Raw genomic sequence first — 13962 nt, 5'->3', positions numbered from 1 at the left:
CTCTTTATGGCTTTACCATTAACCAAAGCAGCGAGCCTGAGAGGCTTTTGCTGTCTTATTTATTGCTTGCATTACGGCATTAGGGTTCGCTTTATAGAGACGATTTAAAGAACTGGTTGTGTTCAATTCAGTTTTTAAATACGCGCTGTAATCTAAGAAAGTATCCATCTGTTCTGAGCCATAATTTTGTTGGCATGAACTTACCCAACCTACGTAGTTTTTGAAGAATGTGGATGCGTCTTTTTCTGGCATGTCGGTCATGAGATAAGCCATGTCACGACTGGTCTGAAAATGCTGAAAATCAATCGGAGTATCCCAATATCCGCCCCAGTACACAAAGCCATTATTGGTGAAAGTGGCAATGGCCGATTCTGCTAATCCACGTTGTTCTTTTTTGCCCAAACGATTCAGCATTCGATTCGCATATTCATGGCCTTTTAGTGGTTTGAATGTTGCGGTGCCCCAAGAGGTAAATTCCACAAATGGGTTTTGTAATGGGTTGATGTCAACGGCAACGCCATAAGCATGCAATGAAAGAGAAGACTTGCCAGCAATAGGGCGATAGTTAAAAGCTGATGTGTTGTTTGCATCCATTGATTTATTATCATCACCGCCAAATTGCTCAATGGGTTGTGCTTGAGCAATAGGAAAGCCTTTCTTATATAACTCGTTAAAAATGCGATCAACATAAGGGGCCACGGCATCAAGCACCACCACTTTTCCTGTTGCTGTTTTTCCTTCAAAATTATAATGAGTGAAGGTCACATTGCGTAAACGGTCACATTGCACTGGGGCTTTTGGTGCCATGACATTGTTACTTATCATGGCTTGGCACTGTGATGAAGAGAGTGGAGAGACGCTTGCAAAAGCAGAGGCAGAGCAAAGCCCTAGTATTAGTGAGCTAATCAGGTGTGTTTTATTCATGAATGATCCTAGCAACGTTTTTAGTTTTTGATTATGGAATGACTATGACACGGTTTACTTTTTGATTCTAGTGAGAAGAAAGTGCTCATAATTTGCACATAAATCGTTGTGATTCTTGTTCCAAAGTAAATATAGTTGGATTTTAAGAGTGAATGCAGTGAGAGTGGTGGACAACGTAAAATACTAACGATAAAATTTTTAAAATTTGTTTCTTGTCACTTTTGGCAAAAGCAAGAATTACAGAATTTAGTTAGTGATCGCTTATGTAAGAAATAATCCGTATTCAGATTATTTTCGATAATAGACGTGGGAGTAGTTAGTCATAATGTCGAACAAATTTAAATTAGCGGTTGATAAATTTCGCTCTTTGCATGGTGCTGTCCGTTGGAGCACTTATTTTCTTACTGCGTATTTATTCTATGCCGCGATGTTAGGTTTGCTTGTTCCTTATATTGCAAAGCAACAAATCCCAGAACAACTTTCCGCATTAATAGAGCGTCCAGTTACGCTCACTGACATTACGTTTAACCCTTTTACTCTACAACTGGATGTTCAAGGCTTTGCGATTCTTGAAGATACAACGCCTTTTATTAGTCTAGAACACGCCAGCGTTCGTCTTAATTTTTGGCAATCTGTTTTCAATGCGGCCATCTTTGTTGAGCACATCACCATTAATAAACCATTTGTGGATATTGAACGACTCAATAACCCTGATGAGCTTGTGTTTAACTTCAGCGATATTCTAACCACTATAGCGAAAAAAACGGCATCAGATCCTATCGTTGAAGAGCCAACCGATGAGGTTATTGATCGTCATGCGCTGTTGTTTCCTGTTCTAATAAAACACACTCGTATTACTCAGGCTAATGTCCAATTTTTGGATGGTGTTTCTGGTGCGAAGTTAGAATACCCAAGCATTAATCTGGAAGTAGGGGCTTTTTCAACGCAAGGCTTGCTAACGGATGCTGTGCCTACAAACCATTATCAACTTCATATGACGGACGCTGATTCAGGAACCGTTGATGTGCAAGGCCAAGTTCAATTAACACCATTAGAAGTGGTGGGGAATCTTGATATTAAACAGATTCAATTGCCACGCTTATGGGGATTTATCGCTAAAGACATGGTGGCAAAATTGACGTCGGGTAAGGTGAGTTTGGCGTCAAATTATCATGCAGTTCAAACCATCGGTGAAACCGAGAATGACGATGTAATGGCCATCACGACAGACCGCGGGATGTTCTCACTTAATGATCTTAATTTTGATGCTGATGATAAATCGATTCTGTCATTGCCAGTCTTTTCAGTCAATGACATTAAAACGGATGTAAACCAACAGACGATTGATGTTGCCTCTATTACTTCAAACGATCTTAATGTTGCCGTAAACATAAATAAGAAAGGCGTCGATTTAGTTCACTTATTTACACCAAAATCATTCTCTCAAGAATCTACTAAATCGCCAGAAAAAACAGAGGTTAAATCGCCTAAAGAGAGTGCTGTAGTCAATAGTGACGACGACGGTGTAACGGCGGAGTCGAAAGAGAAACCAACGCCTTGGTTGGTGACGCTCAATGGTATTGAGATTAAAAATTATCAATTAAACGCAGAAGAAAGTGTGGTAACAGGAAAGCCAACGAAATGGCAGTTGTCACCTATCAACCTGACCACAAGCCAAATTGTGAGTGATTTATCTAAGCCGATAGGGTTTGATTTATCTACTTCTGTGAATGGAAAGGGGGAGATTAATGTCTCTGGAACCGCAGATCCTAAACTGCAATCTGTGTTGGCAGATATTGATGTTAGTGCATTAAACTTAGCTCAATTTCAGCCTTATTTGGCAACGGCAGTCAATGCCACGTTAACCAACGGTGAGCTAAACACTCAAGCTAAACTGAATGCAGATGCGACAGGCAAAGCGATCGTAAAAGGAGGCATTCAAATAAAACGATTGTCTATCCGAGATAATCACCGTCGCAAACCTTTTTTGAAGTGGCGTTCATTGGCGGTTAATACGTTTACGTTTGACTTACAAAAATCAAAATTGGCTATCGATACGTTAAGTTTAAGCCAACCTTATGCCCGTGTTGTGATTAATGAAGATCGAAGTACGAACATCGGTGATTTAATACGTACACCGTCGACATCTAAAAAAGCGAAAACAAAATCATCGTCAAAAGGAAAGAAAGACAAACCATTTGCACTTAGCGTAAGAAAGATTGCGTTTAATAATGGTTCGGCGTTCTTTGCGGATAATTCATTAACGCCTAATTTTTCCTCTGGTATCGAACAGCTTAAAGGCAACATTGGTCATGTATCGAGTGTTCCGGGAACCAAAGCAACGGTTGATATCAGCGGGAACATTGAAAAATACGCTCCTGTAAAAGTGAAAGGGGAAATTAACCCATTACTAAAAGAACCGTATTTGAATTTGGATGTGGTCTTTAAAAGTGTGGAGTTAACCACGGTTAATCCATATTCTGGCACGTATGCGGGGCATTACATTGATAAAGGTCAGTTAACGTTAGCGCTTAATTACCACTTAGAAAACAATCAATTAAAAGGTTCTAATCACGTCATTATTGATCAACTTCAATTAGGTCAAGCCAGTGACAGTGATACGGCAACATCATTGCCATTAGAGCTAGCGATCGCTTTATTGCAAGATAATGATGGTGTGATTGATTTGGGAGTTGAGGTATCTGGTGATGTGAATGATCCTGAGTTTAGCTTAGGTGCGGTTATCTGGAGCACGATTTCAAATATCATAACAAAAGCAGTAACGGCGCCATTTACGTTTATTGCGGGTTTAGCCGGATCGGATGAAGAATTGAATGTGATTGCGTTCGATTTTGGTGTGAATACATTAACGCCTGAAGAGCAGGAAAAGCTGCAAACACTCGGTACGGCATTAGAAACTCGCCCTAAATTAAAATTGACGGTTGATGGTGCAGTGAATGCCCCTGAAGACAGTAAAGCGCTCGCTCTTGCACAATTTAATGAAAAACTGGCAGAGACAGCTCAAATCACAGAAGATAAATTACCAGCGAATTTAAGCGCAAGTACAATGCCAACATCCGGCGTTTTATCCGATGCATTAAAGACCCTGTATGAAAAAGAATCAGGGAAAGATGCCGATGATGTGGAAGATAAAATTGAACAAGATCAGGAAAATAAAGGCGTTGAGTTAACAGATGAAGAGTTAGCGAAACGCTGGCATATAGCGTTGTATAATTTGGCGCTTAATAAGCAAGAAGTAGCGAAAGGCGAATTAGGTCAACTGGCTCAACAACGCGCACAAGCGGTGAAAGCATACTTAGTTGACGTCGTTAACATTGATGCGTCTCGTGTGTTCTTATTGGACAGTCGATTTGATATTGAACAAGACACAAGCAGTGTATTATTAACGTTAGAAGCGAAGTAACTGCTTACTTAATTGTTTAAATACGTTCTCGTAAAAATGGCGCATCATGAAAATGATGCGCCATTTTTGTTGTTCGTAACTAGAATGGCATTGGATACTTTCTAAAGATGGCATTAACGTCGGTTAATACATCCTCATTTAATGGTTTAGAAAAAGCGTCAATGTCTTCTTTCAATTGCTCTAGCGATGTGGCACCAATAATGGTAGAAGTCACGCCATCAATTTGGTCACACCATGCTAATGCAAGCTGACAAGGTGTGTAACCGTGTTTTTTTGCTACCTCCATGTATGCCTTAACTGCTTCGTTTGCTGCGGGAGTATCACGGAATATTCCGTTACGTTGTGAATAGGTCCAACGGCTTCCTTCTGGCATTTTACCATCCAGATATTTGCCACTTAACATGCCACCCGCTAATGGGGACCAAGGCAGATAAGCGACGTTTTCGTGAAGACAATTCTCAATCAAATACGGCCAATCTTTTGCGTGCAATAAGCTGAATTCGTTTTGGATAGACACCATGCGTGGTAAATCGTATTTAGCACTCAGTTTAAGGTAAGTGTTAATGCCCCAAGGCGTGTCGTCAGACAATCCGATGTGACGGATCTTACCTGCTTTTACGCATACATCTAAAGCTTGGAGGATCTCAAGCATGCCCGCTTCTTCTTTCTTCGCATCAAAATCACTGAATTTGAATTGATTCGGAAATTGCTTACCAAAATGTGGTGATGTACGGTTAGGCCAATGAAGTTGGTATAGATCAATATAATCGGTTTGTAAACGCACAAGTGACGCATCGACAGCGGCAATAATAGCTTCACCCGTAATTGGAGCTGCATTACGAACCCAAGGTAAACCCGGCCCGGCTATTTTGGTTGCAAGTACAATGTCTTTACGGCGCTCTGGATTGGCAGCAAACCAATGACCAATGATGGTTTCTGTTTTTCCGTACGTATCTGGAGAAGGCGGAACCGCATACATTTCAGCGGTGTCGATGAAGTTGATTCCTTGGCTAAGCGCGTATTCGATCTGTTGATTCGCGTCTTCTTGAGAATTTTGTTGTCCCCAAGTCATGCTACCAAGGCAGATGCGAGAAACAGACACATTGCTGCTACCGAGTGTTGTATATTCCATTGAGCGGGTTCCTTAATCTATTTTATTATTATCTTATCGTACTTAGATCGTTTTTTGTGTTTTTGTTTTTGGGCGTGACAGAAAATAAATCTCATAATTATGGTTATTTAATGAGCTTTACTTAATAATAATTCCATAAATGGAAGTGTTAATTGCAGTTCTTGTTATTGTTCCTAGCACCATAATTGATAATATCAGCGCATAAAATAAGATGACAAAAGAGACAAAAAACAATGAAAGGCAATGTGTACAAATACGCGATTAATTCAGTGCTAGCGATAACGGTAGGCTTTTCTGCATTCTTAATCTTATCGGATAATGTGTCCCCTTTTACGACACAAGCCACGGTTCATAAACCGATTGCGAATATTGCACCGGAAGTATCAGGAAAAATTGCGGCGGTATACATTACAAATGGAGATCATATTCGCGCAGGCTCACTCTTATTTTCGATTGATAAAACAAAATATCAACTAGCCGTTGAAAAAGCAGAATCTCAATTACAACAAGCCCTTGAATCGAATCATTCAAAAGAGCAATTATTAGTGTCATCTAAGCTGACGCTTGTGCAAAGACAGTTAGAATTGATTGATGCGAAAAAAGATTACCACCGTTATCTTACGCTAGATAAAAAAGGGTTAACCAATAAGAAAGCCATTGATGATGCCAAAGTCGCGCTTGATTTAGCGATTAATAATATTGAGATAGCAAAGAGTAATATTGAGCAGATTAACGTGGAGCTTAATCATGGCGATAATGCTGCGATGAAAATTGCTCGTGATAATGTGTCTTCTGCACGTTTAGATCTAAGTAATACTGAGATTAGATCAACTATTGATGGCGTAGTGACAAACTTGCAGTTGCAAAAAGGCAGCTACATTAATATGGGTACACCATCATTATTTGTTGTGAATGATAAGGCGGAGTGGGTAAGTGCGGATTTTAATGAAAAAGGTGTCAGTCATTTAAAAACGGGTAACGCAACTTATGTCGTTTTTGATGCATTACCCGGTCATGTTTTCGACGGAAAAATCATAAGTAAAGACAGTGCGATTTTTGATATATACAACCCAACAAATCAGTTAGCAAGCGTAGAAAATGACGATCGTTGGATCCGAAACCAACAAAAAATAAGAACTCGAATTGCAGTCGATAACATGAATAACGATCTGATCAGTGGGTCAAGAGCAACAGTAATGGTTGCTAATGGAAATCCTATCATTGATGCGGTAGGGATAGCGTGGATGCATTTTGTTTCATTGTTCCGATACGTTTACTAATAGGCGGGTTGTGTAATGAATGACAGCAAACTCAATGAAACACTGCGAATCACGTTAACCGTTACGATTTGTATGTTGGCCGGTAAGTTGATGGGGTTAAATTCGCCTGTTTATTTGGCGTTATACCCAGTTATCGTCATGACAAAAGGGAAGGATTATTCATTTAAAGGACTGGTAAAGATGTTTGCTCCGGTTCTGTGTGCAGCCTCGTTAGCATTGGTGGTTTGCGAGGTTTTTTCGAGTCACCCATTTATCATTTGGACGATCAGTTTATTGTTCTTTGATTACATGAGAAAAAAAGCAAACACGCCACCCAAGTTAGGGGCGATGTTAATGCCTACTTTCAACTGGATATTGGTGGTTATCTTTTCAATGCACACTGATGCCTCAATGCCGACACGAATTCATGAAATCTTTATTTCTATGGCGATCACGATAATTGTCGCAAAGACAATGGTGTCTTTATTTCCTATCGTTAGCAGTGGCAAACCACCTGTTTTTGAACCGCATGAGGTCACTTACCAACATCGATTTGTATCAACGGCGCTCATTGGCAGTGGGGTTGGTTTTTTAATGATCGTTGATCTTATCTCGGCAACGTTTTGTTTAGTGCCGGTTATTGCCGCGGCTTCTCAATTTACGCGTGAGAAATTTTTAGCGACGGTAAAACTGCGGTTTATAACGCAAGTAGGAGGCTGTGCTTTAGCGGCAATATTCACGATAGTCTTAGTTGAACATCAATCCGTTATTGGTTTTTATGGTCTTGTTTTAGCGATGGTTATCTATGTGATTGCCAAAGCAATGGTCAATGAAGTGGGCATCAAACGTGACATTCATGGCGACGCATTACTCGCGACGATGCTGCCTATCCAACTCTATATCACGAGCATAAACGATGGATTAGAAAGAACATTTTTGCGTGGTTGGGAGCTTACCGTTACGTTGTTTATTTTGTTTGCGTTATACCAACTAACAGAGAGGGTTCAACGCAAATGCGCGTAGAACCCAATAATAAGAGAAAACGATTAATCAGTCGGTAGTGATACCAACACTTTCCCTTCTTTTGTAATGCTATTTTTAATAGTGAGTTGCAGAGTGATGGTGACAGAAATAGTCAGCATGACAAAAATGGCCATTAAAATCAGTAATTGATATTTAATGGCGACCATTGGATTAACGCCACCTAAAATCTGCCCCGTCATCATTCCGGGTAATGTAACCAACCCGGTGGTTGCCATTGACGCCATTATTGGTGCAAACGCTTTTTGCATCGCAGCACGAACAAACGGAATTGACGCATATTGAGGGGATGCCCCTAGCGCAATCGCGGCGTGATATTCACTTTCTCGTTCTTTAAACGAAGTGAAGAGGTTTTGCAGTGCCACGATATTGCCACTCAAACTGTTGCCCAATAGCATGCCTGCAAGAGGGATCAGATATTGAGCACTGTAAAATGGGGTAGGCTGAATAATTACCCCGCTCAATAGCAGCAGCAAAGGTGATAAACCGATAAGAAGACCTATAAGTACAGGGAAAAAAATGTGACGTTTTGGGAGCTTGGCTTTAGACACAATAGAGCTAGAGCCAATGCTGATCATCGCGATGATCCAAACCACATTTAATAGGGGATTATCCAGTTGAAACACAAATTCTAAATATAAACCAATGAATACAAGTTGAGCCACCATTCGAAGCACACTGACGGTGATATCTTTAGCGAGATTTAACTGATAGAAACGATTGATAGAGAATGGAATAAGGAGAGTCAGGCTGAATAAACCCATGAGTGACCAACTAATGTCTAAGGCTGATTGCATTGGTGTTGTACTCGTAAAATTGAGGGTTTAATTATTATCTCAAGAATGCGTAAGTTTCTAAACATAATAATTGGTTTTGTGGCCTTTAGTGCAAAAGAAATGAAATAGAAGGGGGAATAAAAAAGCCGCTGAGCGATAAATCGATCAACGGCGTTTAACGTAGCTAGAGCATTAGTATTGCTTCATGATCTCAGCAATTTCTTCGATTGAATCAGAATTAATGATTTTTTCAATATCGTCGTCATTTTGGAACAGTTCAGATAACGCCATAATCGTATGAATATGACTGTCTGAATCCATTGCCGCTAACGTGATAGAAATGAACACATCCCCGTTATCTTCAGATTCTAAATTCACGCCATTTTTAAACACAGTGACTTGCAGTGCCGCTTCATTTACGCCGTCTTCAGGACGAGCATGTGGCATGGCAATTTTAGGAGCAAGAACATAATACGCACCAATTTCTTTATGTTTTTGTTTAATTGCCTCTAAATAACTTTGTTTGATTTTCCCTTTTGCTAATAAAGCAGAGCAGGTTAAATCAAGTGCCGCATCAACCGTTAGGTTTTCAGCTGAGGTAATAACGATGCCGTCGTTACCAATTAAATCAAATAAACTCATGATACAGCCCATCCAAGAAGTAGCCCAACAACACCAAAGTCAAAATCAGAGAACGTTGTTGCTTCTAATCCTAAACCACCAAGCACTGGCAATAACAACATTGGTAAGATAGAGATACAGATACCTTGAGTAAATGCACCTAATATAGCGCCACGTAACCCCCCCGTCGCATTGCCATAAACACCCGATGCACCACCCACGAAGAAGTGAGGGACAACGCCGGCAACAATAATGGTCCAACCCATCATACCTTGCACACCCATCATTAATAGACCTGCAGAGAATGAAGATAAGAAACCAATTAATACGGCATTTGGAGCAACAGGGAATACCATTGGGCAATCCAGTGCAGGTTTAGCACCAGGAACTAATGTATCTGAAATACCTTTAAAAGCAGGAACGATTTCAGCGATTAGCATTTTTACACCCTGCAGAACAATGTACACACCACCAGCAAAGGTAAGTGACTGCATAAAGGTAAATACAACCCAGTTTTGGCCATCAGAAACGGTTTCAACAAATTCACCACCCGCAATAATTGATGCGAATAAGAAGAACACAAACATAGTTGTTGCGACAGCTACAGGGGTATCGCGTAAAAACATTAGACTTTTTGGTACGTTAATGTCTTCTGTCGATTTTGATGTGTCACCAAATTTGCTGCCAATGTAAGCTGACACAATGTAAGACAAAGTAGAAAAGTGACCAATAGCAAGTTGGTCAGTGCCCATGACTTTCTCTGTGTACTTTTGGCCTAACGCCGGCATGATAACCATCAATGAGCCAACAATTAATGAACCAATCGCGACTAACAACGTTCCTTGGATCCCTGCTGTTGATAAAATTACTGCAACAAGCATCGACATGAACATTGTGTGGTGACCCGTCAGAAATATATATTTCAAAGGAGTGATACGAGCCAATACAATATTAACGATAAAAGCGAAGAACATTATTAATGCCATTTCATAACCAAAGGCTTCTTGTGCTAATGCCACAATCGCTTCGTTATTTGGAATAACACCACTTACGCCAAACGCTTCAGTGAATACCGTCGAGAAGTTATTCAATGCACCAATAAGAGCGCCAGCACCAAAGCCGAGGATTAAGAATCCCATTACGGTTTTAATGGTGCCTTTTAAAATAGTAGAAAGATCTGATTTTTGTGCAACTAGGCCAATAAACGCAATAAGACCTACCATGATTGCTGGCTCTTTTAACAAGCCGAGCATGAATTCAAAAAAGTTTGTCATAATAATAGACCTTACATGAATGCTTTTAATTGTTCTTCGATTGATGCTTTATCAAAAATATTTTTCAAGCGAATAATATTTTGTTTTCCAGCGTCTTCTAATTGAACGGCGATGTCAGTTGCTGCAACCCAGATATCTGCGTTGCTTGACGCTGCTGATGATAAGTCTTCATGATCAATCTCGGCTTCAAAACCGATTTTTTTTGCGACTTCTTTTACTGCCATTTCCATCATTAATGAAGTACCTAAACCGTTGCCACATACCACTAAAATCTTTTTCATAATATTAATTCTCAGTTGGATAAATCAAAATGCAAAATTGCATCGCTTGAAGTTTGTGTGAGAATCATAATGGAATAAAAGCGTTATAAATAAGATCTCAATCACAAACCCAAAATGAGATTGTGACGCAGGTCTATTATTCTTGAGCTTATTGATATGAATAACGTTAATAATTTTGATGAAATAACTTTTATTAATGATAGGAGGGAAAGAAAGGATAACGTAAGTGAATTTAATTAATGGTGATGAATCCTATCAACACCATTAATATAAGCAGGCTGCAGAACTAATATTTTGCGTAGTCTTTGAGTATTTTGTTAAACATATTATTGATCTCTTTTGTCTTTTTATTTCTTTTTGTGAGATCACTTAATGATGCCGGTGATTTTTTTGTATTTCTTGCTGCGTTAAGTTGCTCTAATTTATCTTTCATTTTTTGCACCGCAGGTAACAGCATGCGAAGCTCTTCACCATCGGCGGTCGTTAAAACGACGATATTATCCGACTCTACGTGTGTAATTGTCAGTAATCCGTGTTTGGCTGATTCGAATTGTTCTCCGACCATCATTGATTCTGGAGGAACGGAGCGATCAGTGACAAGACCACTTCGTAGCTTTGCCGCACTGATGGATCTCACATTGCCTGTGTTATCAAAGGCAATAATAACAGTATGGCAGTTGTAATAATCAACCACCGTGACATAGCCGTGTTTGTTTGTTTTAAATTTTGCTCCATTACCCATATCAAGCGGAGCGTCCATTTTTTTCACTAAGAATCCTCTCTAAAAAATCCATAAACACATCGTTAAATAAGGCGATTTTATTGTGTTTTTTTACTGCATGATGGAGAGCAATAACCTTTTTTTATTTTGAAAAAAGTTACTTATTAAGATAATGCTAACTGATTATAAGTAAATAAATCCACTTTTTATTGATAATCTACAAGGATAACAATCTTTATTATAGTGGAGAAATGGAGTCTACCTCTGTTTATTAGAATGAAAAAAGCCGCTGGTATCAGCGGCTTTTGTTTTAAATGTGAGCGTATTTTTTACAAAGAACGAACCACGCGGAAACCCGTGTAGTTAGCGCTTGTTGATGGATTTAGCTCTAGTGATTCATACACTTTTGCTTTATTTGGTGCAAAGCTCCATGCGCCACCGCGAACAATACCAGAGTCAGAACTTGTCCATTCCCACACATTACCAGCGGTATCGTAAATACCGTATGGGTTAGCGGCAAAGCTTGCTACTGGAGACGTTGATTTGTTTGCCCAAGAAGAGCCACCCCAACCAGTATTTGCGTTACCTGATCCGATGTCAGTTCCCCACCAGTAAGCAGACTTACTGCCAGCACGAGCTGCAATTTCCCACTGTGCATCAGTAGGAAGCGCGTACGTAAAGCCTGTTTGTTTTGTTAGCCAATTCGCGTAAGTTTCTGCGTCTGTTTTAGAAATACAGACGGCAGGTGCGTTATCTGATTGCTCAAAGCCCGGCTTGCGCCAGTTTTGGTTTTGGTGACGTTTTGTTTCGCCACCATTAATCGCATTACACCCTGCGCCTTTTTCAGCTTCAGTAAGGTAACCACTGCTTGCAACAAAGGCGTTAAATTGTTTTACAGTTACAGGAGTTGCGCCAATAGAATAAGCTTTTGACATAGAAACCGTGTGATTCGCTTCTTTGCCTACGTGGTATTCACCAGAACCAATAACCACCATTTGTGGTGCTAATTGATTGTTGGTTAGACGGTCTGCAAATTTCTTTCCTGGCTTAGGTCGGTTTTTTTGATCTTTCAAATCCGCCCATAATGTCATGTCTTTTACTAATGACATTTGACGACTGTATGGTTCAAACCCTGATTTCTCAACGGTCACTTGATGTTGACCAGCAGGAAGCATTACATCAACAGGGGTGCTGCCGTAATTAACGCCATTTACTGTTACGTTATCTTCATGACGGTTTGAACGAATCGTAATGCCGACCCATTTTTTTTCTTTTTTGATTTTGTCTTTTGATGCTTGAGAAGTGCCTTGTTCAATACAGTAACGGTTTTCAAGACCTAGCATTTGACAAGCAGCTGTTGTGTTTGGACGAGCACGTAAAGACGCTTGAAGCTTTGTTGTGTAACGGTTATTACCGTTAAAACCGCTATCAATGATGGCACTGTCTAATACATGGATATTCATCGATACACTATCAACATGCTGTTTAACAACATCAGATTCAGTGAAGCCACTGATCAATTGTTGTTGAAAGCTATTGACGGCTTTTTGCATGCTTAAGGTTTTACCTTGGCTTGCACAAGCCGCTAAAGTCATGGTTGTTTTACATGTGATGGTATGAACAACATCAAGTGTATCTTGAGTTGATAGCTCTTCTTGAAGACGAAGTACACGAGCTTCTTGGCGAGATTCACCTAAGATTTCAAGTTCATCAAGCGCACGTTGTTTCTTTGTACTGTTTGCTTTAAGTACACGAGTTTGCTCTTGAATGTCTTGTTGGCTTGCTAGCTTAGCAACTTGGTTTTCTTTTACTTCTTTCCACGAATCTTGGTATTGCTTTTGAAACGGCGTGATATCCAAGTCTGGATCGTTAATCATGCGATTGTATTGTTCATCAAGATTACGTTGAGCCAGTTTACGTTTTGAATCCAACTGCTCAGCTTTATTATCTAAAGCTGAATCTTGGTTACGTAAATCACGTAAGCGACTTTGGTCTTCAATAACCGTTGCTTCCAGTTGTTTTACTTCACTACGTTTGTTTGTAAGTTTGTTGTCAATCGAAGCAACAGAGTCAGCCGATGCTGTTGTTGGTTGAGATTCTGTGTTTGCAAGCGCTATTGGTGTAAATAGGGCCGGCGATAACAGTAATGCTAGAGCGGGTAATCCTTTACGATTCATAATTCTTCTGCTTTGGTTGTTTGACATAAATAATCTTGAGTAATTTGTGTACATAATAATTAACCCGTATCGACACCTTGATTGGTGCTTAAGCATAAATAATGCTCTAAGGAGGCTAATCGACGGTTGATACTGATCTACCTATTTCACTCGTGATCATTAAGTAATCTAGGCAGATAAGTATCCACTATTCATAGTTTTGACAGTAATTTATGAAGCAATATTCGTACCAATTTTGTAGGAATAAAAAGAGAAATTAAGCAATGATTGTCATGATCATCGTTTCGGTGAGTAGAAAGCATGATCAAGTTAAGATATGAGAATATGAAATC

11 protein-coding genes are annotated in these 13962 nt (G+C 39.8%); 3 read left to right on the top strand and 8 right to left on the bottom strand.

Annotated elements, in window-relative coordinates:
- Window positions 1-18 precede the first annotated feature (18 nt).
- Window positions 19-924 carry a M15 family metallopeptidase gene (locus tag AACV33_RS02200; protein WP_017021918.1) on the bottom strand — a complete coding sequence of 302 codons (906 nt, stop codon included), beginning with the start codon at window positions 922-924 and terminating at the stop codon, window positions 19-21.
- A 325-nt stretch (window positions 925-1249) separates the two neighbouring features.
- Between AACV33_RS02200 and AACV33_RS02195 the strand changes: the two genes are divergently transcribed.
- Window positions 1250-4348: a DUF748 domain-containing protein gene (locus AACV33_RS02195; RefSeq protein ID WP_182699792.1), complete on the top strand. Its 3099-nt coding sequence runs from the start codon at window positions 1250-1252 to the stop codon at window positions 4346-4348.
- Window positions 4349-4427: 79 nt separating this feature from the next.
- Here AACV33_RS02195 and AACV33_RS02190 read toward each other — a convergent pair whose 3' ends face one another.
- On the bottom strand, window positions 4428-5480 hold the full coding sequence (locus AACV33_RS02190; protein WP_182699791.1) for an aldo/keto reductase: 1053 nt from the start codon (window positions 5478-5480) through the stop codon (window positions 4428-4430).
- Window positions 5481-5713: 233 nt separating this feature from the next.
- Here AACV33_RS02190 and AACV33_RS02185 point away from each other — a divergent pair, with 233 nt between their 5' ends.
- Together AACV33_RS02185 and AACV33_RS02180 are read left to right on the top strand one after the other, a co-directional pair.
- Window positions 5714-6760: an HlyD family secretion protein gene (locus AACV33_RS02185; protein WP_017021915.1), complete on the top strand. Its 1047-nt coding sequence runs from the start codon at window positions 5714-5716 to the stop codon at window positions 6758-6760.
- 15 nt (window positions 6761-6775) lie between these two features.
- A complete protein-coding gene (locus tag AACV33_RS02180) occupies window positions 6776-7762 on the top strand; it encodes a DUF2955 domain-containing protein (RefSeq protein WP_182699790.1) in 987 nt (328 codons plus the stop codon).
- A gap of 23 nt (window positions 7763-7785) precedes the next feature.
- On the opposite strand, the gene AACV33_RS02175 is transcribed toward AACV33_RS02180, so the two are convergent.
- The 6 genes from AACV33_RS02175 to AACV33_RS02150 all read right to left on the bottom strand — a co-directional run bounded on the left by AACV33_RS02175 (window position 7786) and on the right by AACV33_RS02150 (window position 13630).
- Entirely contained in the window at window positions 7786-8577 is a 792-nt protein-coding gene (locus AACV33_RS02175) for an ABC transporter permease (protein ID WP_017021913.1), read from the bottom strand.
- A gap of 171 nt (window positions 8578-8748) precedes the next feature.
- Complete coding sequence (locus tag AACV33_RS02170; RefSeq protein ID WP_012552106.1) at window positions 8749-9198, bottom strand: PTS sugar transporter subunit IIA; 450 nt, start codon at window positions 9196-9198, stop codon at window positions 8749-8751.
- Window positions 9195-10451 (bottom strand): PTS ascorbate transporter subunit IIC, encoded by a 1257-nt coding sequence (locus AACV33_RS02165; protein WP_017021911.1) that lies wholly within the window; start codon window positions 10449-10451, stop codon window positions 9195-9197. The genes AACV33_RS02170 and AACV33_RS02165 overlap by 4 nt, the downstream gene beginning before the upstream one ends.
- Window positions 10452-10462: 11 nt before the next feature.
- Complete coding sequence (locus AACV33_RS02160; RefSeq protein ID WP_012552104.1) at window positions 10463-10732, bottom strand: PTS sugar transporter subunit IIB; 270 nt, start codon at window positions 10730-10732, stop codon at window positions 10463-10465.
- Window positions 10733-11018: 286 nt separating this feature from the next.
- The gene (locus tag AACV33_RS02155) at window positions 11019-11492 is read right to left on the bottom strand and encodes a hypothetical protein (RefSeq protein ID WP_023602980.1); all 474 of its coding nucleotides are present in this window, start codon (window positions 11490-11492) and stop codon (window positions 11019-11021) included.
- A gap of 290 nt (window positions 11493-11782) precedes the next feature.
- Window positions 11783-13630 carry an SUMF1/EgtB/PvdO family nonheme iron enzyme gene (locus tag AACV33_RS02150; RefSeq protein WP_026025455.1) on the bottom strand — a complete coding sequence of 616 codons (1848 nt, stop codon included), beginning with the start codon at window positions 13628-13630 and terminating at the stop codon, window positions 11783-11785.
- Between the last annotated feature and the right edge of the window lie 332 nt (window positions 13631-13962).

This window comes from Aliivibrio sp. SR45-2 (assembly GCF_963890165.1).
GTDB classification, from domain to species: domain Bacteria; phylum Pseudomonadota; class Gammaproteobacteria; order Enterobacterales; family Vibrionaceae; genus Aliivibrio; species Aliivibrio salmonicida.
The sequence above is the reverse complement of the archived record's forward strand: the minus strand, read 5'-3'. Positions and strand labels throughout refer to the sequence as shown.

Bases quoted from the DNA above. Each gene is read 5' to 3' on its own strand.
- AACV33_RS02185 (WP_017021915.1), top strand. From the start codon at position 5,714: ATGAAAGGCAATGTGTACAAATACGCGATTAATTCAGTGCTAGCGATA.
- AACV33_RS02190 (WP_182699791.1), bottom strand. From the start codon at position 5,480: ATGGAATATACAACACTCGGTAGCAGCAATGTGTCTGTTTCTCGCATC.
- AACV33_RS02200 (WP_017021918.1), bottom strand. From the start codon at position 924: ATGAATAAAACACACCTGATTAGCTCACTAATACTAGGGCTTTGCTCT.
- AACV33_RS02195 (WP_182699792.1), top strand. From the start codon at position 1,250: ATGTCGAACAAATTTAAATTAGCGGTTGATAAATTTCGCTCTTTGCAT.
- AACV33_RS02150 (WP_026025455.1), bottom strand. From the start codon at position 13,630: ATGAATCGTAAAGGATTACCCGCTCTAGCATTACTGTTATCGCCGGCC.
- AACV33_RS02165 (WP_017021911.1), bottom strand. From the start codon at position 10,451: ATGACAAACTTTTTTGAATTCATGCTCGGCTTGTTAAAAGAGCCAGCA.
- AACV33_RS02160 (WP_012552104.1), bottom strand. From the start codon at position 10,732: ATGAAAAAGATTTTAGTGGTATGTGGCAACGGTTTAGGTACTTCATTA.
- AACV33_RS02155 (WP_023602980.1), bottom strand. From the start codon at position 11,492: ATGGACGCTCCGCTTGATATGGGTAATGGAGCAAAATTTAAAACAAAC.
- AACV33_RS02175 (WP_017021913.1), bottom strand. From the start codon at position 8,577: ATGCAATCAGCCTTAGACATTAGTTGGTCACTCATGGGTTTATTCAGC.
- AACV33_RS02180 (WP_182699790.1), top strand. From the start codon at position 6,776: ATGAATGACAGCAAACTCAATGAAACACTGCGAATCACGTTAACCGTT.
- AACV33_RS02170 (WP_012552106.1), bottom strand. From the start codon at position 9,198: ATGAGTTTATTTGATTTAATTGGTAACGACGGCATCGTTATTACCTCA.